Origin of the sequence: uncultured Formosa sp. (assembly GCF_947500765.1) — a bacterium.
Lineage (GTDB): Bacteria > Bacteroidota > Bacteroidia > Flavobacteriales > Flavobacteriaceae > Formosa.
Genome location: NZ_CANMTH010000014.1, coordinates 1 through 26706, shown reverse-complemented (window position 1 = coordinate 26706; position 26706 = coordinate 1). Strand labels below are relative to the sequence as shown.

The window sequence follows — 26706 nt, the reverse complement described above, 5'->3', positions numbered from 1 at the left end:
GCAAAGTATAATGAGAAATTTAAAAGCACTTGTATTAATCGCTTTAGTAACACTTTCTTCTTGTAAAGAAGAAGAAAAAGAGTTAGCAGTGGCTTGGGTTAGTAGTACAGAAAATGCCGTTTGGAATACTAAAACATACAATCAAAGCGCAGAAGACAGAACCTCAGATGTTGTAATTAATATTGATACAGAAGCTCAAGAACAGGAAATTACAGGTTTTGGAGGTTGTTTTAATGAGTTAGGCTGGGATGCTTTAGCGATGGTAACACCAGAAGAACAACAACAAATTTTAAACGATCTAATTAGTCAAGATTCAGGTTGTAAGTTTAATCTGTTTAGAATGCCAATAGGAGCAAACGATTATGCTGTAGATTGGTATAGCCATAACGAAACGGAAGGCGATTTTGCTATGGAAAACTTTTCTATAGATCGTGATAAACAACGTTTAGTGCCATACATAAAAGAAGCACAGAAAATAAATCCAGATATAGCTGTTTGGGCGTCGCCATGGTGTCCGCCATCTTGGATGAAACACAGCAAACATTATGCTTGCAAAGCAAATCCTGAATTTAATGATTTACCTGAAGCATGGAGTTCTACAGAGGAATTAGTATCTCGTTTTATTACAGAACCAGAATACTTTGAAGCTTATGCATTATACTTTTCAAAATTTGTTAAAGCTTATGCAGATGAAGGGATTAATATTAGTGCAGTTCATGTTCAGAATGAATATAACTCAGCTCAAAACTTCCCATCGTGCGTATGGAAACCTCAAGATTTAGGAATTTTTATCGCAGAGTATTTAGGTCCGAAATTTGAAGCAGATCAATTAGATACAGAAATTTGGTTAGGAACTGTCGAGCGTCCTCAAGTTGAACGTGTTGAAGATGTTTTAGAATATAAAAACACTAAAAATTATGTCGCAGGTGTTGGTTTTCAATGGGCAGGAAAAGGTGCTATCGAAGCTGTTCATGCAGAATACCCAGAGATGCAATTGATGCAAACGGAAACAGAATGTGGAGATGGTTCTAACGATTGGAAAGCAGCAGAACATACATTCGATTTAATGAAACATTATTTTAATAATGGTGCAAATTCATACATGTACTGGAATATGGTTTTAGATGAAACAGGAAAAAGTCAATGGGGTTGGAAACAAAATTCTATGATTTCTATTGATAGTAAAACTAAAGTGATTACTTATAATCCTGAGTTTTATTTAATGAAACATTTAAGTGCGTTTGTTACACCAGGTTCTGTGAAATTAGCAACAGTTGGAGATGACGATAATGCTATTATTTTTTATAATAAAGTAAAAAATGAAGTTGTTATTCTAGCGTATAATGTTGCAGAGGAAGCTCAAGAATTTCAATTTAATATAAAAGGAAAGACTGTAAAGGCGTCACTTGATGCCAAATCATTTAACACTTTAACTGTTAGTTTATAAAAGTATCTAAAAATGAATAGAAGACATTTTATCAAGTATTTAGGAGCAACAACTTTATATATTGGCGCAACATCTTGTGGAGGAACTCGTGTTTTTGGTAGTACGTATAATGAAGAGATATCTAGAGATGCTTGGAGTAAATTAGCAAATACAGGTGAAGCTTTTAGTTATGTTAACCCGAATAAAAAATTACCTAACGTATTAATTTACGGAGATTCTATTTCTATTGGTTATACGCCAACAGTAAGACAAGAATTACAAGGCGAGGCTAATGTTTTCAGGATTTTTAATAATGGAGGTTCTAGCGATACGTTTATTCCTAAAATGGAAAAACTAAAAGAAACCATGTTTCAGCCCTATTTAAAAGGTGGTTGGGATTTTACTTGGGATGTGATTCATTTTAATGTTGGGTTACACGATTTAAAATACTTGAAAAATGGTAAACTAGATAAGGTAAACGGAAAACAAGTGAGTAGTATTGCTGTATATAAATCTAATCTAGATAAGATTTGTAAGTATCTACAAACAGAATACCCAAAAGCTAAATTAATTTTTGCTACGACAACTGCGGTTCCGCAAGAAGGTGCCGACGGAAGGATTACAGGAGATAGTGTAAAATACAACAAAGCAGCATTAGAAGTTTTGGCTAACTATCCGTCTATTCAAATTAACGATTTGTATGGTTTTACAAAACCAAATGCATCAGAATGGCATATAAAACCACATAATGTTCATTATAACGAATTGGGAAAAACAGAACAAGGTAAGCTTGTCTCAAAAATTATTGCTGAAAATTTATAATTATATGAATAAAATCTTAATTGTTATATCAATATTTCTTTGCTCTATTACAGGGGAAGCTCAGGAAAATACTTTCATACCGCAACCGGAATCTGTTGTTTTTAATACGGGCGGATTTCAATTAAATAATGAAACAAAAGTATATATTCCTTCAAAAAATTATACCGATTTACAGTCTATTGTAGCTTCAAAATTAAAACAAGATATAGATTTAAACTTATCTATAAATAAAGGAAAAGTAAGAGTAAGTTCAAATTACATTGTTTTTCAAAAAGTAAAAGATGCTTCGATTGATAGCGAAGGTTATATTTTAGAGATTACAGATAAAAAGGTTGTTATAAAAGCTAAAGATTATGCGGGTCTGTTTAATGGTTTTCAAAGCCTAAGACAAGCTATACCTGTTGGCATAAAAGGAACAACGGTTGTCCCGAATATGTTGATTACAGATAACCCAAGATTTCATTGGCGCGGTGTTTTGTTAGATGTATCTCGTCATTTTCAAACGAAAGAATTTGTGATGAAACAGATAGATGTTTTATCGGCTTATAAAATAAATATTTTTCATCTGCATTTAACCGACGACCAAGGTTGGAGAATAGAAATAAAAAAATATCCTAAACTAACAGAAAAAGGAGCTTGGAGAGCAAAGCGTGATGGCATTGCATGGTGGAGTAGAGAAGCTGCAACGGCCGACGAACCTAAAACAGTAGGAGGTTTTTATACCCAAGATGATATTCGAGAAATTATTGCATTTGCTAAAACTAGAAATGTAGAAATTATTCCAGAAATAGATGTTCCCGGTCATAGTAAAGCTTTAGTAGCTTCGTACCCAGAATTATTTTGTTCAGATATTGATACTACTAATGTTAGTTTTGAAGTCGCAGTAGGAGGAAAAGCACCTAATAATACCGTGTGTCCTGCTAGTGAATATACTTATGAATTTTTAGAAGATGTTATTGAAGAAATAGCCGCGTTATTTCCTTCTAAATATTTACATATCGGAGGAGATGAGTGTAGTAAAAAAGATTGGAAAAAGAGTGCCATGTGCAAGCAACTCATGGACGAAAACGGATTAGAAGATTACGAAGAACTTCAAAGTTACTTTATACAGCGCATTCATAAAATTGTAGAAAAACAAAACAAGACCATGATTGGTTGGGATGAGGTTTTAAGTGGAAATGGCGTTCCTGGGGCAACTATTATGGCATGGCGTAGAGGTAAATATACACCTGAAGTACAAGCACCACGAGCAGGTTATCCAACAATTATGACGTCTTATTTACATTCTTATATCAGTAGAGTGCAAGGGCCGACATCTATGGAACCAGAAGGTCCAAACTCGGTTTTGCCATTATCTGTAGTCTATAACCATGAGCCTGTACCGTCGGAATTAACTGAAGAAGAAGCGGCTAGAGTTTTAGGGAACCAAGCCAGTTTATGGGGTGAGTTTACACCAACGGAATCTCATTTTGAATACATGTTATATCCTAGAACTTTAGCAAGTGCAGAAGTATCATGGAGTGATCCAAAAGTTAAGAGTTGGGAACGTTTTCAGTATGCATTAGAAACGTCGCATTTTAAAAGATTAGAACGCGACAATGTGAATGTTGCTAAAAGTTTATTTACAGTATATCCTGTATTTGGAATCGATCAATTGCATAGTAAAGCGATTGTATATTTAGAAACAGAAGCCGTTGGATATACTATTTATTACACACTAGATGGAAGCGATCCAACTATAGATTCTAATAAATATGAAGGTAATTTTAAAGCTACACCAAAATCACTTTTAAAAGCAGGTTTGTTTAATAAAACAGGCGATTTACTTGGAGAAATCACTGAAGTAAGATTAAAATAATAAATATGAAAATCTCAAAATTAATAGTATTATTTATACTGATTACGACTTATGCATCAGCACAACAAAAACCAAATATTCTATATATCATTTGTGATGATTTAGGATATGGAGACGTTCAAGTTTTAAATCCAGAAAAAGGAAAAATTTTAACACCAAAGATAGATGCTTTTGCTAAAGAAGCCATGACGTTTACAGATGCGCATTCCGCTTCTGCTGTGTGTACGCCATCACGATATGCGATTTTAACGGGGCGTTATTCTTGGCGATCAAGATTACAACATGGTGTTTTGGCAAGTGGAGACGAATTAGAACCTTTAATTGCAGAAGATTTAATGACGGTTCCAAAATTACTTAAGAAGGCAGGGTATAAAACAGCTGCAATTGGGAAGTGGCATCTTGGTTTTAAGTTTGTAGATGATGAAGGAGAACCTGTTCCTGTTTATAATGGTAAGAAAGTTATAGGCCCAGCTATTGGATCTACAGTGCCTAACGGACCAATATCACGTGGTTTCGATTCTTATATTGGTTTTCATCATTCGCGAGTAATGCAAACGGTTATTAAAGATGATAAAGTTGTCGATAAAATGCCTCCAATACAAATGCTACAGTTCTTAGGAGATCATGCTGAAGATTACATTGCTAAGGCATCTAAAACAGAAGAACCATTCTTTATGTATTTAGCATTGAATTCTCCACACAGTCCTGTTGTGCCTTCTAAAGCTTGGCAAGGAAAAAGTGGTATGGGAGCTTATGCAGATTTTGTTATGGAAACCGATGATGTTGTTGGTCGTGTACTTGATGCTTTAGAAAAAAATGGAATTGCAGATAATACTCTAGTGTTCTTTACTAGTGATAATGGTTGCTCAGCTCCTGTTGCAAAAGCAGGGAAATTAGAGAAGGAATTTGGTCATTATCCAAGTGCAAATTTTAGAGGTTATAAATCTGATATTTGGGAAGGCGGACACCGTATTCCTTTTATGGTAAGATGGCCTGGAGAAATTGAAGCTAATTCTATAAACGATAAATTAATATGCCAAACGAGTTTAATGGCAACTTGTGCAGCAGTTGCCGGTTTAAATTTAGATGATAATTCTGGTGTAGATTCGTATAGTATTTTGCCAATGTTAGAGAATAAAAAGGCAAAGACAGATTATAATGTTGTTGTACATCATTCTATAAATGGAAAATTCTCTCTTCGTAATAAAAAATGGAAATTAGAATTAACACCAGGTTCAGGAGGATGGAGTAATCCTACAGATAATAAAGCTATCGATGAAAATTATCCAGATATTCAGTTATATAATATGAAAACGGATGCACAAGAAACGACTAATGTATATGACAAACATCCGAAGCTTGTTAAAAAAATGACTGCGCAGTTAAAAGAAATTATTGAAAACGGAAGAACAACATCTGGGGCATTACAACAAAATGATGTTACTGTAGATATGTATAAAAAAGGTAAAACAATAAAGAAGTCGGCACATTAAATTTTTAAAAGCATACCATGTATTTATGAGAATTGAAAAATTGAAAATATCAGCTTATTTCTGCTTAATATTAAGTGTTTTAGTTGCCGTGTCTTGTTCGACTTCAATACAAAAACAAGACCGTGTTAAAATTGGAAAAGAGGCCGTAGATTATATAAATCCTATAATTGGAGCTATTACCTATGGTGAGAAATCTAAAGACGCACATGGATTTGGAAAGACTTTTCCTGGAGCTGCTACACCTTTTGGATTGGTACAATTAAGTCCAGATACATTTACTGGAGGTGATAATGGGCCTGGGTATTCTTATGCACACCCAACTATTGAAGGATTTAGTTTTACCCACATGAGTGGAATTGGCTGGTTTGGAGATTTAGGAAACTTTTTAGTAACACCAACAGTTGGAAAATTGCAAACCAATAGAGGTGTACCTGATAAACCAGAGAGTGGATATCGATCTCGTTTTTCTCATGATACAGAAACGACAGAAGCTGGATATTATGCGGTGACTTTAGACGATTATAATGTAAAAACGGAATTAACCTCTGCGCCAAGAGCAGGAATTATTCGTTTTACATATCCAGAAAGTGATAGTTCTCGTGTTCAGATTGATTTATCACGTAGAGTTGGTGGTACATCTACAGAACAATATATAAAAATAGTGAACGAAAATACCATTGAAGGTTGGATGAAATGTCCGCCAGAAGGTGGTGGCTGGGGGGCTGGAGCTGGTAATGCAGATTATGTGGTGTATTTCTATTGTCAGTTTAGTAAACCGTTAAAAGATTACGGTATCTGGAGTGCAGATACACCGGATGTCCCAAGAAAAATGAGATTTATTCGTCGAGAGAATTATCAAGATTCGGTGAAAAACGCGAAACGTTATACCTATAAAACTGAAATGCAAGGAAAGCACTTAGGTTTTTATACCAATTTTGAGACTAAAGCAGGTGAGGAGGTTTTGTTAAAAAGCGGAATTTCATTTGTAAGTGTTGCTGGTGCTAAAGAGAATTTAGAGCATGATATTAATCATTGGGATTTTGATAAAACTAGACAGGAAGCTCGAGAAAGTTGGAGTAAGGCTATCTCAAATATTTCTGTTGAAGGCGGAACAGATGACGAGAAAACGATTTTTTATACATCACTTTATCATACATTAATAGATCCTCGTGCGTTTTCAGATATCAACGGAAACTACATGGGAGCAGATAAAAAAGTCCACCAAACAAACAACTTTACATACCGTACCATTTTTAGCGGTTGGGATGTGTTTCGTTCTCAATTTCCTCTACAAACCATTATTAATCCGTCTTTAGTAAATGATGAAATCAATTCACTTTTACAAATGGCAGAATTAAGTGGAAGAGCATATTTACCACGGTGGGAAATGCTAAACTCGTATTCTGGTGTCATGTTGGGGAATCCTGCTGTATCTGTTATAAACGATGCTTATCAAAAAGGAATTCGTAATTATAATGTAGAAAAAGCATTTCAATATTCTTTAAACACGGTCAATAATACAGGAAATGGCGAGTTAGGATATTTTCATAAACATATTTCTAAAACTTTAGAATATGCATATTCAGATTGGGCTTTATCCACCTTTGCTAAATCCTTAGGAAAAGATTCTATCGCAGATGTATATTTTAAGAAAAGTAAAAACTATAAGAATATCTGGAACGATGATGTAAATTGGTTTAGAGCGAAAGATAGCACTGGAACTTGGTTAGAATGGAAAGGAAAAACGGTTCACGGACAAGGATGTATAGAAAGTAATCCGTACCAACAAGGCTGGTTTGTGCCACATGATATTGATGGTTTAAAAACATTGATGGGAGGGGAAGAAGCCTTTAAAAATGAATTAGTTTCTTTCTTCGAGAACACGCCAGAAGATTTCCTTTGGAATAATTATTATAACCATCCAAACGAGCCTGTACATCATGTACCATTTATGTTAAACGAAGCAGGTGTGCCTCATTTAACACAGAAATACACACGTAAAATATGTGCTAATGCATACGGTACAGATGCTTATGGATTGTGTGGTAATGAAGATGTTGGACAAATGTCTGCTTGGTATGTTTTAGCATCTATCGGAATTCATCCTATTAATCCAGGGGATAATAAATATCAAATAACAAGTCCGGTTTTTAGCGATATTAAAATTCAACTGGATAGTGAGTATTACTCTGGGAAAACCTTCGAGATTATAGCTCATAATAATTCAGAAACAAATATATACATACAATCTATTACATTAAATGGGCAACCATTAGATCGATTTTATATTACGCATCAAGAAATTACAAAAGGAGGTCGTCTAGAAATGGAAATGGGGCCAGAACCAAAAGTTAAATAATCAACCAAAAAAATAATATTAAAAGATGAAAAAGATATTTTTTCTAGTAGTAATGAGCTTTATGTTCACAGCGGTTAAAGCACAAAAGCATTACGATTTTCCAATGCCAGATTATACACCTACAGCAGGTAACTTAGAAGCGCGTAAAGAGTTTCAAGATATGAAATTTGGTATGTTTATTCACTGGGGAGTTTACAGTGTCTTGGCAGATGGCGAATGGGTAATGTTGTTAAAGAAAATAAAAGCAGATAATTATGAGCGTTTAGCAGATTTTTTTAATCCTCAAGAATTTAATGCTGAAGAATGGGTGAAGTTAGCTAAAGATGCAGGGATGAAATACATTACGATCACTACGCGTCATCACGACAGTTTTAGTATGTTCGATACTGATGCAAGTGATTTTAATATTGTTGATGCATCGCCTTACGGAAAAGATCCTTTAAAGGAATTAGCAGCAGCTTGTAAGAAGGAAGGTCTTAAATTAAATTTCTATTACTCATTATTAGATTGGAGACGCGATGATTATAAAAATGGTAAAAAAGGAGATGCAGAAGCTTGGCAAAAGTATGTAGACTTTATGAAAGCACAACTTACAGAATTATTGACTAACTATGGAGAAATAGGTTGCATTTGGTTTGATGGACATTGGGATCAAAAAGAAGCAAATTGGCATTATGACGAGATTTATTCACTAATCCATGAGTTAAGTCCGAGTACATTAATTGCAAATAATCACCATATTCAGCCCATAGCAGGTGACGATATTCAAACTTTTGAACGTGATTTACCAGGAGAAAATCATGGAGGTTATAGTGATGGCGTTCATGTAAGTCAATTACCATTAGAATCTTGTGCGACTATGGCAGGAAAATGGGGATATAGTATCTATGACAAAAAATTTAAGAGTACAGAAAAATTAATCCACTTTTTAGTCAATGCAGCAGGTAAAAACGGAAACTTATTGCTTAATGTAGGACCAATGCCAAACGGTAAAATTCAACCAGAATTTGTAGATACTTTAGGAGAGATTGGAGCATGGACAACAAAGTATGGTGAAAGTATTTATGGTACTAGAGGAAATGTAACAGCAGCTCAAGAATGGGGAACCATTACTAAAAAGGATAAAATGTTATATGTTCATGTTTTAGAAGCACCAGCAACACCATATATTTTTATATCTGAATTAAAAGAGAAAATTTCTTCTGCTACAACTTTCGATGGTAAAACAAAAATCAAGTTTAAACAAATGAAAGAAGGGACGTTTTTATATTTAAATACAACGTCTATAGATAGTATTGATGAGATTATTAAACTTAAAATAAAATAGAAAAGTCGTTTTTGTATGGTAAATTATAATTTAAGTCTATTTTTTATTTTTTTCGTCCTGGTATCAGGTTTTGCCCAAGACACTATTCCTTTAACGAACGGAATAGTTGTCGGGTCTACAGGTAGATCTAACCGATCGATTATTTATAAAGACGCTGTGCTTTATGATCTTATAACTCAAGATAATTATGAACCTAATTTGAACGATGTTATAGGTTTAAATCGCGATGGAGAAGATGAAAAATGGGAATCAATTTCAGCCGATGAAAAAGGAGTTTTTAAAAGTCGAAAATTAAGAGGAGGATATTTGTATATTACATATGAATCTCCGAAATCTGAGGTTAAGATTTTAGAGATTTCTGGTCATGGAGAAGTATACGTTAATGGTATTCCTCGTGGTGGAGATGTTTATAATAAGCACTTAACATATCATCCAATTCAATTAAAAAAAGGGAAAAATACTTTTTTAGTTAAAGGCGGACGCGGTCAGGTAAATCTTCAATTACTACCAGTACTTAAGTCTATAGATTTGTTAGAAAGAGATATGACAATTCCTGATTTTTTAACTACTGAAAACGATACAAAAATAGGATCTATTCGTATTTTAAATTCAACGCTAAAAACGCTAAAAGGGCTTAAAATTGTAACAGAAACTAATGGACATATTATTGCAACAAAAGTACCTTCTATTATTCCGTTATCAATGCGGAAAGTACCTTATTCTGTACAAGATAATTATTCAGAAAAAGATACAGTAAGAGTAAAAGTACAGTTGTTTAAAGGAAATACGCTGTTAGATGAATCATCTGTATTATACAAAGTTAAAACCCCAGAACAGTTTTATTCTAGAACGTTTATTTCTGATATAGATGGAAGTGTTCAATACTTTTCAGTAAAAGAAGGAAATCTTACAACAGACGACAAGCCTGCAATGTTTTTGTCTTTACATGGCGCTAGTGTAGAAGCAAGACGACAAGCAGCTGAATACAAAGCAAAAGATTGGGGGCATGTAATTGCACCAACAAATCGTAGAAATTTTGGTTTCGATTGGGAAGATTGGGGACGTTGGGATGCGATGGAAGTACAAGCTATTGCAGAAAAAATGTATGGCACAGATCCTAAGAAAACATATTTAACAGGGCATTCTATGGGAGGTCATGGTACGTGGCAAATTGGTGTTACCTTCCCGAGTAAATGGGCTGCTATTGCACCTATTTCTGGATGGTATTCTTTGTTTTCTTATGCAAATAAAGAGAAAATTGAAGATGCAAAACCTTTAGAACAAATGTTTGAAAGATCAAGTCATGCAAGTTATACCTTAGAATTATCTAAAAATTATTTACAACATGGTATTTACATTCAGCATGGAGATGCAGATGATGTAGTTCCTGTAGAGCAGGCAAGATTTATGCGTAATTATTTAGGAGATTATCATCCAGATTTTGCCTATTTAGAATATCCTGATAAAAAACATTGGTTTGGAATTGATTTTAGTACCATTTTCGATTATTTTAAATGGCATACTATTCCAAATAATGGAGATGTAAAATCATTTGAATTTAGAACAGCAACTCCTGGAGTATCTTCAGAAAGTAGATATATTACTTTATATCAACAAGACAAACAATTTGAATTTAGCGGTGTTAAAGTTTCTCAAAATGTACGTAACGAGAAGCAAATAAAGAAAGGTGAAGTTTTAAAAACAAGGTCTATTCAGATAGAAACAGAAAACTTAAAAAAGTTTAAACTAGATTTAAGACATGCTGTGGCTTCAGATACAATTCAGGTAAAAATTGATAGTACATCTTTTGCTAATTTATCAGAGTATAAGCAAGGTGATGTATGGTTCGAAAAACAAAGTGATACATGGGTATTAGCAGAAAAACCTATAAATACACTTGAGAAAAACCCATTACGATACGGAAGTTTTAAAGATGCTTTTAAACACAATATGGTTTTTGTGTATGCTACAAAAGGGACCCAAGAAGAAAATGATTGGTCTTTCAATAAAGCACGTTTTGATGCTGAAACATTTTATTATAAAGGGAATGGAGCTATAGAAATTGTATCTGATAAAGATTTTAAATTATCTAAATACAAAGACAGATCTGTAATTCTTTATGGTAATGCCTCTACAAATAAAGCATGGAAGTTACTATTATCTAATAGTCCTGTTCAAATTAAAAGAAACCAAATTACAGTTGGAAATAAAACTTTTACAGGCAATGAATATGGCGTTTATTTTACGTATCCAAGAACAGATAGTGAAATTGCAGCAGTAGGAGTGGTTTCAGGTACAGGAATTACTGGGTTTAAATCTGTGACACCTAATAGATACTTTTCTTCGGGAGTTGGTATTCCAGATGTTATGGTTTTTACACCGTCTACATACAAAGAAGGAGTTTCTGGTATTAAAGCAGCTGGTTTTTTTGGAAATGATTGGAGTTTAGAAAACGGAGATATTGAGTTTGAAACAGAATAAAAATGAAGTATACTAACCTTGTATTTTTTTTTGTCATTAGTTGCTTTTCTTTACAAGCACAAACAACATTCTATATATCTCCCAACGGAAATAACAACAATTCAGGGGGTGAATTACAGCCCTTAGCTAATTTAATTGGGGCGCGTAATGCAATAAGAGAACATAGAAAAACGACTACTGAGGGGCAATCTTATACTGTAATTGTAAAAGATGGAAATTACATAATGCAGGAGACTTTTCTGTTAACAGCAGAAGATAGCGGTTCTGAAAATTATCCAATTATTTATAAAGCAGAAAAAGGTGCTCACCCTGTTTTTAGTGGTGGAAAAATTATTGAAGGTTTCTCTATAAATTCAGATGGACTTTGGGAAGCTAAAATTCGTGAGAGTGTATATTACAAATGGAAATTCGATCAGTTATATGTAAATAATAAACGTGCTACTTTAGCACGTACACCTAATGAAAATTTCATAGAAATAGATAGTGTTCAAGAGCAAATTTGGAAACAAGGCAGATCTAAAGTGGCAGAAAAAGCAGAACAAAAGCTGTTTTTTAGTAAAGATGCTTTTAAATTGTTATCGAAAATAAATGAAGAAGAAATTTCTCAACTAAGATTTAAAGCCTATCATAAATGGGATTATACGTTACGACATATAGATGCTATAGATAAAGAAAGTTTATCTATTACGACCTCAGGAAACGGTATGAAACCTTGGAACAAATTAAAAAAAGGTACACGCGTGGTTTTTGAAAACTACAAAGATGCTTTAGATGTTCCTGGAGAATGGTTTTTAAGTCAAAAAGGGATTTTATATTATATGCCAAAAGCAGAAGAAACGTTAGAAAATACTACTATAGTTGCTCCTGTATTAGAACAATTAGTTTCTATAAAAGGGGATGCTTCTAAACACAATTATGTAGAACACATTAGATTTGAAGGATTGAGTTTTGAATATTGTCATTATAAAATTCCATCTTCTGGCTCAGAACCTAATCAAGCAGCAGCTAAGTTAAATGCAGCTATTGATGTTAAAGGAGCTAGAAATGTCACATTTTATAATGGAGAAATCTCTAAAATAGGTCAGCATGCATTGTGGTTTGGTAAAGGAGTAAGCAATTCTGTAGTAGAAAATTTCTATATGCATAATCTTGGTGGTGGTGGCGTGTATTTAGGCAATTTTAAAGCTTTAGGAGGAAGCGAACATACACATCACATTACTGTAAATAACAATATTATTCAATCAGGTGGTCAGGAATTTCCTGCTGCAGTCGGTGTTTGGGTTGGGCATAGTTCAGACAATAACATTACGCATAACGATATCGGGAATTTTTATTACACCGGAATTTCTGTTGGTTGGATTTGGGGATATGCACCTAGTTTAGCAAAAAGGAACACTATTGCTTACAATCATATTCATCATATTGGTTGGGATTTATTAAGCGATATGGCCGCAATTTATACCTTGGGAGCTTCAGAAGGTACCGTGGTCGAAAATAATTTGATTCATCATATACATTCGTATTCTTACGGTGGCTGGGGAATGTATGCAGATGAAGGATCATCGGGAATTGTGTTTCAGAATAATTTAGTTTATAACACAAAAACAGGTGGATTTCAGCAAAATTACGGAAAAGACAATGTTGTAAAGAATAACATATTGGCATATGCTAAAAAATATCAGTTACAATGTACTATAGCCGAAGATCACAAATCGTTTTCGTTCACTAATAATATTATATTATTTAATGAAGGCATGGTTGCTAAAGGCGCTTGGGATGATGTTAATGCAGATATAGATTACAATATATACTGGAATGAAAGTGGAAATGTTTACGATTTTAATGCACACAGCTTTAAAGACTGGCAGAAAAAGAACTTTGATAGACATAGCTTTTTAATCAATCCAAATTTTAAGAATCCGTTAGAAGCAGATTTTAGATTTAAGAACAGAAAAAGTTACGAAAAAATAAATTTTAGTCCATTTAATTATTCCAAAGCGGGAGTCTTAGGAGATAAAGAATGGAAGAGTAAAGCTAAATTATCAGATATAATTTTGAAGCAATTTGATGACGCAGTGAAACAAAATATAGAATTAGATCCAGACAGAGGTTAATAAAATAGCCAACCATAAATAAAACCAAGAGTAAATAAACTTTTAAAAGTATGAGAAAATACATCACGTTATTGTTGCTAACACTGCTTTTAGTATCATGCGGACAGCCTAATCCATCATTTAAGCAGGAAGATGTGTCTATACTTCCTAAACCATCAAGTTTAAAGCTTAATGAAGGTTCTTTTAAAATTGAATCTAATACGGCAATTATTCTTCAAGACGAAAGTCAGCAAAAAGCAGCAGATTATTTAACGGGCATATTTAGCAAAGCAGCCGGTTACAATTTAGAATTACAAAATACTTTAGCAGAAAATGCTATTGTTTTTGAAACAGTAGAAGGATTAAAAAAAGGTGGATATCAATTAGATGTGAATCCAACTTCAATTACAATTAAAGCATCAGAAGAAAGTGGTTTTTTTAATGCCGTTCAAACTATACGCCAATTATTACCAACTGCTATTGAAAACACTAATAAAGTCGCTACGGATTGGTTTGTACCATCTGTAAACATTGAAGACGAACCTCGTTTTGAATGGCGTGGTATGCACATGGATTTTAGTCGTCATTTTTTCAATATAAATGAAGTAAAAGACTTTTTAGATAACATGGCATTGTATAAGTTAAATACGTACCACATGCATTTAACCGACGATCAAGGTTGGAGAGTAGAGATTAAAAAATATCCGTTATTAACAGAAAAAGGAGCTTGGAGAACACCAAATAATCAAGATACCATTTGCATGGATAGAGCGGTAGAAAACAAGTTATACACTATAGATGAATCTAATTTTAAAGAAATTAATGGCGAACGTAAATACGGTGGATTTTTTACTCAAGACCAAATTAAAGAAATTGTAGCCTATGCAGATGCTAGATGTATTACCGTAATTCCTGAAATAGATATGCCAGGACATTTTAAATCGGCTATAGATAATTATCCGTTTTTATCTTGTAATGGAGAGTCTGGTTGGGATACCGTATTTACCTATCCTACGTGTTTAGGAAAAGAAACAACTTACGAGTTTATGAAAAATGTTTTAGCTGAGGTTGTAGAATTATTTCCTGCAGAATATGTACATATTGGAGGAGATGAAGTAAATATTGCATCTTGGGAAGTGTGCCCTCATTGTCAGAAAGCGATAAAGGATAATAATTTAAAAGATGAACACGAATTACAATCATTTTTTAATAGAGATATCGAAAAATTTCTACAATCTAAAGGAAAGAAATTTATGGGTTGGGATGAAATTGTAACCGGTGGTTTATCTAAAAGTGCCAATGTAATGTGGTGGAGAAATTGGGCGCCAAATGCACCTAAAATTGCTGCGAAAAATGGAAATGGTGTTGTGGTAACAACTACAGCTGCTTATTATTTCGATTATTTAAATGAAGGAAATCCAATAGAGAACGTCTATAATTACGAACCAATTCCTGCCGATTTTACAGCCGAAGAAGAAGCTAATGTTTTAGGAATTCAAGGGAATTTATGGACAGAACATATTCCGAGTTACAAACGTTTACAGTATCAGGCATTTCCAAGAATGTTGGTTGTGGCAGAAAATGCATGGGCACCTAAAGACAATAAAGATTTAGAGGTATTTAATGCAACTGTTGAAAAACAATATGACAGATTGGATGCTCTAGGCGTATATTATTATGTGCCCGCAGTAAAAGGATTAGATAAAGAAATTGCCTTTGTAGATGAAACAACTGTGAATTTAAATTTAGCTTACGATTTAAAAGGAACAGATATTTATTATACGCTTGATGGCACTGTTCCGACTAAGGCTTCTCTAAAATATGAAGCTCCTTTTGTTGTAAATGATACGGTTGAAATTAAAGCGCGTTCATACAGAGGAGATATCTATAATGATTTAAAATCTACAAAAGTAGTTCGTAGAAAGTATGTTGAAGCGGTAGATGCTGATGTAGTTACAAAAAAAGGTTTAAAACAATACATTGTAAAAGGAAAGTTTAAGACAGTGGCAGATGTTAAGCTACCAAAAAGTACAAACTTTACAAAAGTAGATAGTATTGCTTTAGGCAATTTAAAAGATGAAAAGAAATTTTCTGTAATATATAAAGGGTATTTTAAAGCAGAACAAGATGGTATTTACGAATTTGAAACACGTTCTGATGGCGGAGATATTTTAAAAATAGGAGAAAATATTGTTGTAGATAATAGCGGATGGCACGGACCAAGAAAACGTTATGGTAAAGTCGCCTTAAAACAAGGATTACACCCAATAATTATTACATACAGACCAAGCGATAAACCAAGAGTTATTGAAGTGAAATATGCTTTACAAGGGGAGGAGTTATTGCCAATAAATAGTGATGTGATGCGTTATTAATTGTAGTAAGGAAGTCCTAATTAAAGGAACTATAATTGATGAAAATTGCTAGTAGTAGAGTTTTAAATGATATTAAAATGAAAGACATCATAAATTTATTAAACCTTAACACTGTTAAAGTGCTAATTTTTGTCTGGATTGTGCAACTTGAATATACATTATAACAAAATAATTATGCTAAAAATGCAACAACCTAGGTTTCAGTATTTACTGCTATATGTGCTATGTGTTAGTACGGTTTTTATTGTGGCATGTAAATCTAATCATCATACAGAAAGCAATAAAAATACTGCGCCTTTAGGTTTATCTGTAGAATTTATTAGGCAACCACAAGATGTAGTAATTGTAGACCAAGAACCTGAGTTTGCCTGGGAATTACCAAGTACAATAGTAGAGCAGTCTGCATTTCAGATATTAGTAGCATCATCTAAAATATTAATAGAAAATAATACTGGAGATGTATGGGATTCAGGAAAAACAGTTAGCAGTCAATCTATAGATGTTGAAATTAAAGACACACTACTTGAAGTTGGGCAGACTTATTTTTGGAAAGTTAAAACTTGGGATGAGAAGGATAACGAAAGTTCGTATTCAGAAATTCAAAGTTTTAAAATTGGAGCTAAAAAAGATATCATAACCAGTACGAATAGTTTTAGAGTTGAGCATATAAAACCTGAAGAGTTTAAACAAATTACAGACAGTTCTTATTTTATAGATTTTGGTAAAGATGCGTTTTCAACTATAGAATTTAACTACAAAACATCAGTAATAGATACACTTGTTTTTCATATTGGAGAGCAGCTTATCAATCAAAAAATAAATAGAAAACCTAAAGGAACTATTCGTTATCAAAAAATAAAAGTTCCTGTAAATCCATTGCAAAGTAAATATAGTCTTGCTATAAAACCAGATAAAAGAAACACTAAAGCTGTAGCGATACAATTACCAGATTCATTTCCTGTTTTAATGCCTTTTAGATATGCAGAAGTCGAGCATGTAAAAGGAACGTTAGAGTCGGCAGATTTTAATCAAGTGGCTTATTTTAGTTATTGGGAAGACGAAGAAAGTTATTTTAAAAGTTCAGATACAATTTTGAATCAGGTTTGGGATTTATGTAAATATTCTATTAAAGCTACAACATTTGCGGGTGTTTATGTAGATGGAGACAGGGAACGTATTCCGTATGAAGCAGATGCATATCTAAATCAATTAAGTCATTATACCACAGATAGAGAATACGCTATAGCGAGACAAACTATAGAATATTTTATGGAGCAACCTACATGGCCTACAGAATGGCAATTACATGTTGCCTTAATGTTTTATGCCGATTATATGTATACTGGAAATACAGAACTTATTGAAAAATACTACGATAAGTTAAAGCATAAAACTTTAATGGAGTTACGTCGCGAAGATGGACTGATAAGTTCAACAAAAGCGACTCCAGAATTCATGAAAAAATTAGGATTTAAAGATCCTAAATCTAAACTTAAAGATATTGTAGATTGGCCTCCAGCACAAAAAGATACAGGTTGGAAATTAGCAACAAAAGAAGGTGAACGCGATGGGTTTGTGTTTACTCCAATTAATACTGTAATTAATTGTTTGTATTATAAAAACTTAGAAATAATGGCAGATTTTGCTAGAGTTTTGAATAAAACAGATGAAGAAAAAGAATATAAAACATTAGCCTTACAAGTAAAAGAAGCTATTAATAATAAGTTACTCGATAAAAATTTAGGCGTGTATACCGATGGAGAAGGGACAGATCATGCATCGCTTCATTCAAATATGATGGCTTTAGCGTTTAATATCGTTCCTGAAAAACATATGAAATCGGTGGTAGATTTTGTGAAAATCCGGGGTATGGCGTGTAGTGTGTATGGTGCACAATATTTGTTAGAGGGATTATATAATGCCAATGAAAGTGATTATGCTTTAGAATTAATGACGGCAACACACGATAGAAGTTGGTATAATATGATTGAAATTGGATCTACAATTACACTTGAAGCTTGGGATATGAAGTATAAACCTAATGCCGATTGGAATCATGCTTGGGGTGCTGCTCCAGCTAATATTATTCCGAGGTATATGTGGGGTATTCAGCCAAAAGTACCAGGTTATGCGGTAGCGACTATAAAACCACAATTAGAAAATTTAAATTCAAGTTCGATCGTTGTTCCAACATTAAGAGGACAAATTAAAGGTGAATACATTTTAAAAGCAGATAATACTCAATATTACGCTATAGATATTCCTGCAAACATGACTGCTGAATTTGTAGTAAATAAAGCATCTAAAATAAAAGTAAATAATAAAACTGTTTTAGATAATGGTGGGCGTATTACTTTAAATTCTGGCCATTCAATAATCGAAATTTTTTAATAGAAAAATATAATAAATATATGAATATTTTAAATTCAGTAAAAACATTAACAGCATCATGTTTTGTGCTTTTAAGTGTTTTAGGAACAAGAGGTGTTGCTCAGAATACTATAGATAATCCTTTAATTTTAGATATGGTTCATCATAATCCAGGAGAAACACCGTACGTATCTAAGTATAACGATCCAGCAGTTATAAAAGAAATGGGATACAATGGTAAAGTGTATTTTCTTTTCGAATCGCCTGCATTGGCTATTAACTGGGAATCTGTAGATAAAGATATCTTACCTAAAGGATCTGAAGATCGTAAATGGGTAGATGCAAAAGCAGCACAAATAAAAAAAATGCATGCAGCGTGTAAAGTAGAAAATATGGCTATTTATGCGATGTCTGATTTGGTATTATTCCCTAAACGATTAATTGAAAAATATAATATTGAAAAAACATTTGGAGATCCAAACAATCCGCTAACCGAAAAATTAGTACGTGCTCAAATTAACGAGATGTTCGATCAATTTCCAGACTTAGATGGTTTGGTTGTTCGTATTGGTGAAACATATTTGCACGATGCAACATATCATCTTGGAGCTATTGATGATAAAACAAATCCTGAAAAAACAATTATCCCTTTAATTAATATTTTAAAAGAAGAGATTTGCGAAAAAAGAAATAAGCAGCTTATTTTCCGTACTTGGGGGGCTTTCGATACAAATTTGGAAAATTACATGAAAGTTAGTAATGCCATAGAACCACATGACAATTTAATTATTAGTGTAAAACATGTAGAAGGAGATTTTCATAGATCTAATGCCTTTAGTAAAGTGATTGGGCAGGGAAGACACCGTCAAATTATAGAAGTACAATCTGCTCGTGAATACGAAGGGAAAGGGGCATACCCAAATTATATTGCTAATGGTGTAATCGATGGTTTTGAAGAACATGCTAGAATGCCAGAAGATAAAATTAATAGTCTACAAGAATTTGTAGATACAAAATCCGAACTCTATGCAGGTGTTTGGACCTGGTCTCGCGGTGGCGGATGGGATGGTCCATATGTTAAAGACGAATTATGGTGCGATTTAAATTCCTGGGTTATCGCACAATGGGGACAAAATACAGATAAAACAGAAGAATTTATTTTTAATAGATATGCCACCGAGCGTTTAAATTTAACAGGGGATGATGTCGCAAAATTCAGAAAACTATGTTTGCTTTCAGCGGAAGCCGTAGTGAGAGGTAGAAATTCCACATTTAGAGATATGAACCCGTGGTGGACAAGAGACCAAGGAATTGCATGGCCAATGGTTGTAAAAGGAGATATAGAACAGAAAAGAAATTTAGCTCAAAAAGATGAGTCTATTGTCAAATGGGAAGAAATTGTAACATTATCTAAATCAATAGATTGGAAAAACGAGGAAACGAAAAATCATGCGATTGGGTCGTCTGAATACGGTTTGAAATTGTATAAAATATATCGAACATTGGTTTATATGAAATATGCAGATGATCACGGAAATGCAAAGAATATAAAAAAATGGATTAAGGCTTACGATAAAGCCTGGAAAGATTATAACAAACTTGCAGAAAAGTATAATACTATTGCAACATTGTATACGCAGGATTATGATAGGCATATAGCAAATAATGCAAATCGTAAAGTAGATGCGTTGAGAAAATAAATTAGAAAAAAATGAATGTATTAGTTGCTAGAATATAATATCAAACTTTAATATTTATTTTTTGTGATTAATCCTTAAGATTTGAAATAAATATATAAATTTTATTTAAAACCTATCTTTAAATAGTCTGGTATTTTAATAATTAAAATACCAGACTATTTTATTTTTTTTAATAACATCAGTAAATGTTACTTTACAGATTTTTTTCAAGAAAAGAACATGTATTGTTATAGTAATAAAGAAAAAGCTCTAACAAAATTAAAATAAATAATGCTTTTATTATGCTAAAAGAATATTCATCTAGTTTTTAGATCGTATTTGTAATATTTTAATAATTCGTTAATCTCGCTCTAAATAAAACATATTCTTAATAAAGCGTTAAAGTATTTTTTGTTTAACAATCTACATTAAATCATGGTTTTTTTTATAAAATAAGTAATAATGTATGTTAAGGTGCTGTTCAAATGTTTTTTTTATAATGTTTGTGTTAAATAAAAATTGATTAAACAATTCATTGTTGGTCGAAGTTCAGTAGTTATTGGTCGAATTAATTAACAAACAATTATAAATATATTTAAGTTTAATTAACTTTTTAAAGTAACGTAAAAGCATTGCTTAATTAATGTTCAATAAATAATAAAATTCCTTAAAGTAAATATCATTTTATAAACTAAAATAGGTTGAAAATACTAAGGAAATTTAATAAAACTCGAATATTAAAATGTTTTTAAAATAACAATAATAATTAACCTAATGTCTAATATTAAACCAAAACCAAGCTTATGAAAAATAAGATAAACAGTAGTTTTTTCTGCTTAAGAAAGAGGCTGTTAATAACAATTTTGAATTCTTTTGTTTTTTTGTGTTTTACAAGTGCTTTTAGCTTGTCGGGAAACACAATTAAAATCGAGAGAAAAATAGATTATAGTTTACAGCAACTTGAAATAAAAGGAGTTGTTACAGATGTTAACGGCTTACCTTTATTAGGAGCAAGTATTATTGAAAAAGGAACTTCTAATGGCGTTCAGACAGATTTTGATGGTAAATTTTTAATTTCACATATAACTCAAAAACCTATACTTGTAGTTTCATATGTGGGATATATTACTAAAGAAGTTTTAGTAGGTAATGAATCTAACATAACAATTGTTTTAGAAGAGGATATTTCTCAATTAGATGAAGTTGTAGTAGTAGGATATGGTGAACAGAAAAAAATAAATCTTACTGCAGCTGTTTCTCAGGTAGGTGAAGAAATTTTTGAAAACAGACCAACTGCAAGTGCTACTAAATCTTTACAAGGTACGGTACCTGGTTTACAAATTTCAAACTCGGCATCTGGGGGAGAACCTGGTGGAGATGCAAATATTAACATTCGTGGTTTTGTAACTAGTGGAGGAACAGGAACTGTTGGAGAAGCGTCTCCTTTAGTACTTGTAGATGGTATTGAAATGAGCTTAACAGATATTGATCCAGAAGATATTAAATCGGTTTCTGTTCTTAAAGATGCTGCTGCAGCATCTATATATGGTTCTCAAGCTGCTGCTGGTGCAATTATTGTGACGACTAAAAGTGGTATGAACTCAAATGGAGATGTTAAAGTTAGTTTCAGTAATAGTTATTCTGTAACTCAACCATCTATATGGCCAGAAAGTGCTAGTCCTATAGAATTTGCTTATACCATTAACGATGCAAGATTAAACAATAATCAATCTGCTTATTATGATGATCAAGGCTTAGCAAATATTATATCTAATATGGCAAATCCAGGTAGTGCAGAATCAATAGTTTCTAATGCTTCTGGAAATGGTTGGGATTATGGTACTATTGGTATTGAAGCTACAGGTGCTACAGATTGGGATGATATAATTATGAAAAAATGGGCACAAAGAATTAAAAGTAACATCAGTATTTCTGGAGGTAACGAAAAAACCAATTTCTATATTTCTGCAGGTGCATACGATGAAGATGGTTTATTAGCTGTTGGAGACGAATCTTACCAAAGATATAATCTAGATGCTAAAATTGCGAGTAAAGTTACAGATTGGTTAAGAATAGAATTATTAACCAAGTTTAGAAAGAGTAATACTGATTTCCCTACAGAAATAAGTGCTAATAGTACCTTCTGGAATAAATCTAGAGTTTTAGATTTAATTACTAAAATAAAACCAGTTTTACCTCAATACGATCCTATTTATGGTTTAGAGTTATTACAACATTCATATTACCCATTCTGGGATACACAACGTGTTAAAACAGAAAACGATCAGATAGTTGTAATACCAAAAATTATTATTGAACCATTAGAAGGTCTTGATATTAATTTCAATTTAAATTATAAAAGAAATAATAATTTTCAAGAGACGTCTATCTTAGCAAGTCAAAAGGTTGTTCCTAATGGTGTTGTAGATCATGTCTCTCAAGCGTCAACGTCCTATTCCCCTACAGTAGTTGTTGATAACTATTTTTCACCAAATATTTATGCTAATTATGATAAATCTTTTAACAATCATAATTTTAATGCAACAGTTGGTTTTCAAAGTGAATCATACGAGTATTATTCGCTTGGAGCAACAACCGATTATTTAATTTCTAATAATATTGTGTCTTTAAATGCATCATTAGATGATGATCAATTGGTTAGTGAATCTATTTCTCACTGGTCTACAGTAGGTTTGTTTAGTAGATTTAGATATAACTACAAAGAAAAGTATTTAGTAGAGTTTAGTTACCGTAGAGATGGATCTTCAAGATTCGAACCAGATAACAGATGGGCCGGATTCCCAAGTTTCTCTGCAGGTTATAACATTGCAAAAGAAGATTTCTGGCCTATAGATGCTATTAATACGTTTAAGTTAAGAGGATCTTATGGTACCTTAGGGAATCAAAATGTAAATAATTATTTATACTTAACGTCAATATCTTTAAATACAATAGGAACATCTTATTTGTTTGATGGTGACCGTTTAACGTATGCCGCAACACCTAGTATAGATAGTCAGAATTTATCATGGGAAACTGTTAAAACAACAGATCTTGGATTTGATTTAAGTGCTTTTAATAATAAATTAGGTATTGGTTTTTCTTGGTATAGAACAGATATTGAGGATATGGCAGCACAAGGTGCCGATTTACCTGCGCAATTAGGAACATCAGCTCCGCTAACAAATATTGGAACATCTAGAGTAGAAGGATGGGAAGTTGAAGCAAATTGGAAACAAAAACTTGGAGACTTTGGTTATAGTATAAGAGCTGTGTTAAGTGATTATAAGAGAAGTATTGTAGAATATCCTAACGATAGTAAAGCATTAACAAACTATTTTTCTGGTCAAAACTTAGGAGATATCTGGGGATTTGAAACAGAAGGATTATTCCAAACAGATGAAGATGCAACTGCTGTAACAGATGTTATAGATTATTCATTTATTACAGGTTGGTCTCGTGTTGCTGGGGATATTCAATATAAAGATGTAAATGGAGATAATGTTATCGATAGAGGTAATTATGTTGTAGGAGATACCGGAGATTATAAAGTAATAGGTAATTCTACACCACGTTACCAATATTCTTTAAATCTTGCAATGAATTATAAAAACTGGGATTTCAGTGCATTAATTCAAGGTGTAGGTAAACGCGATATGTCTTTCGCAACGCAACAACGTTTTCAAGGTCCTGCAAATGGTCCGTTCCATGCTTTCGTTTGGAAAGGTCATTTAGATTACTTTAGACCAGAAGGGACTGCTAGTCCATTAGGCGCAAATACAGATGCATATTTCCCAACACCTTATTTAAACGGAGGTGGTCGAAACAACAAAAACTATAGTTATAATACTGATAGATTCTTACAAAATGCAGCTTACACCCGATTGAAAAGTGTACAAATAGGTTTTACAATACCAAGAGATGTTACGCGTAAGTTTCATGTAGATAAATTAAGACTATATTTTACAGGAGAAAATTTATTCACAATAACAGATTTAATGTTCTTTGATCCTGAAACAAATACAACAGGATTAACAGGTAGTGCACAGTCTTATCCATTATCAAGAATTCTTTCTACAGGGATAAATGTTTCATTCTAAATTAAAAAAACAAATAATTATGAAAAATATATTAAAATTATTTTTTCTAAGTGTCGTTCTAACGTTAACATCTTGTGAAGATTTTTTAGATAAGACACCTTTAGATGAAGTTTCTGAAGACTCTTTCTATAGTACGCCTTCAGATTTACAAGCAGCAGTAAATGGCTGGTACAACGATTTGTCTGGGTGGTCATCGATTGCTGTTGGATGGAGTGTTTTGCCAGATATGTATTCTGATTTAGGAACTTCAGAAGATCCAAATACTAGATTAAGTGGTTTAAATTATTCTGTACCTACAAGTGCAAGTGGTTCTGTTTGGAGCTTTGATGAGGTTAGAGAAACAAACTGGCTTTTAGCTCATGTAGATCAGGCTTCGGGAGATCAAACATTAATAGACCAATATACAGGAGAGACTTACTTTTTTAGAGCATATTACTATTTCGAATTATTAAAGAGATACGGAGCTGTGCCAATTTTTCCTGAGTATTTTGATAATTATGATGATGAATATGTGTATGCTAGTAGAGATCCAAGAAATGAAGTTGCAGATTTTATTATTTCAGATTTAGATAAAGCAATCTCTTTAATGCAATCTTTTCCAGAAGTTGAGACCTCGCGTCTTAGTAAAGAGGCTGCGCAATTATTGAAGGCTAGAGTCGCTTTATATGAAGGTACATGGGAACGCTATCATAATGGTACTGATTTTGGCGTAGCAGGATCTGATGGTTCTACATTTTTACAAACTGCAGCAAATGCTGCTGAAGATTTAATAGATAGCGGAGTATTTACTTTATATAGTGACTATAAAACGTTATTCAATCAAACAGGTTATGCAGGAAATAGTGAAGTATTGCTTTGGAGAGATTATAATTCAATTGAATTAGGTTTAGATAACGCTCTACAACAAAGATGGCCCAACAAAAGTGGTTATACTAAATTCGCTATTGATAGTTATTTATGTATAGATGGAGATCCTATTTCTGTGAGTACAAAATATCAGGGGAATACTGATTTAGCAACTATTGAAATCGATAGAGACCCAAGGTTAGCAGCTACTATAATGGTTCCAGGAGATCTTATGGAAGTTAAGTCTGATGGCACAGAAGTGTATTGGGAGTATCCTGATTTTAATTCAACATATACAAACTTAACGGGGTATGAATCTGAAAAATATAGAAATCCAATATTCGATGATAATTATGGCGATTTTACAGAAGATACCTCAAGAATTATTATGAGATATGCTGAAGCCTTATTAATTTTTGCAGAAGCTAAAGCTGAATTGGGGTCTATTTCTCAAGCCGATTTGGATAAATCTATTAATTTGTTACGTGCTCGTGTTGGTATGCCAAATATGATATTAGGAGGTATAACTACAGATCCAAATTGGCCTAATTATGGGTATACGTTAACAGATATATTATATGAAGTGCGTAGAGAACGTTCTGTAGAATTAATGGCAGAAGGGTTTAGAGAAGATGATTTATATAGATGGAGAGCACATTCATTATTTGATGGTGATCAGCCAAGAGGTGCTTATTTAGAAGACGGAATTGTTAATACAACATTAAGCGCTGCTGATGCGAATGTAGATTCAGAAGGCTTTCTTTTGCCTTTTGCCAGTACTGGCGATTACAATTTTGATGAAACCAGAGCATATTTATATCCACTACCATCAGACGAGTTACAGTTAAATCCTAATTTAACCCAAAACCCAGGTTGGTAAAAAAAAATAATTATAAAAAAATCACTCGGACGTTTAATAAAAACACCAAGTGATTTTTTTTTACTCTAATTCAAAAAAAAAACTACCCCCTAATTAACTTTAATATTTACCCATGACTCGTATAGTAGATCCCCCTATTAAATCAAATACCAACACCATCGCCATAGCGATTATAGCTGGTTTATTTTTCATATTCGGTTTTGTAACTTGGATAAACGGAGCACTTATTCCATTTATGAAAACGATTAACGAGCTTACAGACGCGCAGTCTTATTTAGTAGCTTCAGCGTCTTATATTTCGTTTGTAGTTATGGCGCTTCCAGCCTCTTATATCATAAATAAAATAGGTTATAAAAAAGGGATGTCTCTAGGTTTATTTGTTATGGCCATTGGAGCACTTATTTTTATACCAGCAGCAGAAGCGCGAACGTATTGGGTATTCTTAACCGGTATTTTTATACAAGGATTAGGGATGACATTGTTGCAAACAGCCTCTAATCCATACATCACAATTCTTGGCCCTATAGAAAGTGCAGCTAAGCGTATTGCTATTATGGGTATTGCCAATAAAGTGGCTGGCTCATTAGGATCTTTAAT

The 26706-nt window shown here is 32.9% G+C and carries 14 protein-coding genes; all 14 read left to right on the top strand.

Annotated elements, in window-relative coordinates; translation table 11 throughout:
* The first annotated feature begins 10 nt into the window (after positions 1-10).
* Complete coding sequence (locus Q1B05_RS17160) at positions 11-1447, top strand: hypothetical protein (RefSeq protein ID WP_299782414.1); 1437 nt, start codon at positions 11-13, stop codon at positions 1445-1447.
* Positions 1448-1459: 12 nt separating this feature from the next.
* Positions 1460-2248: an SGNH/GDSL hydrolase family protein gene (locus Q1B05_RS17155; RefSeq protein WP_299782412.1), complete on the top strand. Its 789-nt coding sequence runs from the start codon at positions 1460-1462 to the stop codon at positions 2246-2248.
* Positions 2249-2252: 4 nt separating this feature from the next.
* Complete coding sequence (locus Q1B05_RS17150; protein WP_299782410.1) at positions 2253-4106, top strand: family 20 glycosylhydrolase; 1854 nt, start codon at positions 2253-2255, stop codon at positions 4104-4106.
* A 5-nt stretch (positions 4107-4111) separates the two neighbouring features.
* The gene (locus Q1B05_RS17145) at positions 4112-5599 is read left to right on the top strand and encodes an arylsulfatase (RefSeq protein ID WP_299782409.1); all 1488 of its coding nucleotides are present in this window, start codon (positions 4112-4114) and stop codon (positions 5597-5599) included.
* 25 nt (positions 5600-5624) lie between these two features.
* Positions 5625-7958 (top strand): GH92 family glycosyl hydrolase, encoded by a 2334-nt coding sequence (locus Q1B05_RS17140; protein WP_299782407.1) that lies wholly within the window; start codon positions 5625-5627, stop codon positions 7956-7958.
* A gap of 25 nt (positions 7959-7983) precedes the next feature.
* The gene (locus Q1B05_RS17135; protein WP_299782405.1) at positions 7984-9285 is read left to right on the top strand and encodes an alpha-L-fucosidase; all 1302 of its coding nucleotides are present in this window, start codon (positions 7984-7986) and stop codon (positions 9283-9285) included.
* Positions 9286-9300: 15 nt separating this feature from the next.
* Positions 9301-11766 carry a prolyl oligopeptidase family serine peptidase gene (locus Q1B05_RS17130; RefSeq protein WP_299782404.1) on the top strand — a complete coding sequence of 822 codons (2466 nt, stop codon included), beginning with the start codon at positions 9301-9303 and terminating at the stop codon, positions 11764-11766.
* A 2-nt stretch (positions 11767-11768) separates the two neighbouring features.
* The gene (locus Q1B05_RS17125) at positions 11769-13880 is read left to right on the top strand and encodes a right-handed parallel beta-helix repeat-containing protein (protein ID WP_299782402.1); all 2112 of its coding nucleotides are present in this window, start codon (positions 11769-11771) and stop codon (positions 13878-13880) included.
* 50 nt (positions 13881-13930) lie between these two features.
* Positions 13931-16234: a family 20 glycosylhydrolase gene (locus Q1B05_RS17120; protein ID WP_299782400.1), complete on the top strand. Its 2304-nt coding sequence runs from the start codon at positions 13931-13933 to the stop codon at positions 16232-16234.
* A 174-nt stretch (positions 16235-16408) separates the two neighbouring features.
* Positions 16409-18625, top strand: coding sequence for an alpha-L-rhamnosidase C-terminal domain-containing protein (locus tag Q1B05_RS17115; protein ID WP_299782399.1), 2217 nt, complete (start codon positions 16409-16411; stop codon positions 18623-18625).
* Between the two features lie 20 nt (positions 18626-18645).
* Complete coding sequence (locus Q1B05_RS17110) at positions 18646-20304, top strand: hypothetical protein (RefSeq protein WP_299782397.1); 1659 nt, start codon at positions 18646-18648, stop codon at positions 20302-20304.
* Between the two features lie 884 nt (positions 20305-21188).
* Positions 21189-24383, top strand: a complete 3195-nt coding sequence (locus tag Q1B05_RS17105; RefSeq protein WP_299782395.1) for a TonB-dependent receptor — start codon at positions 21189-21191, stop codon at positions 24381-24383.
* 19 nt (positions 24384-24402) lie between these two features.
* Positions 24403-26109 (top strand): RagB/SusD family nutrient uptake outer membrane protein, encoded by a 1707-nt coding sequence (locus Q1B05_RS17100; RefSeq protein ID WP_299782393.1) that lies wholly within the window; start codon positions 24403-24405, stop codon positions 26107-26109.
* Positions 26110-26221: 112 nt separating this feature from the next.
* Positions 26222-26706, top strand: a 485-nt coding sequence (locus tag Q1B05_RS17095) for an MFS transporter (protein WP_299782391.1), incomplete at its 3' end; no start/stop codon positions are given.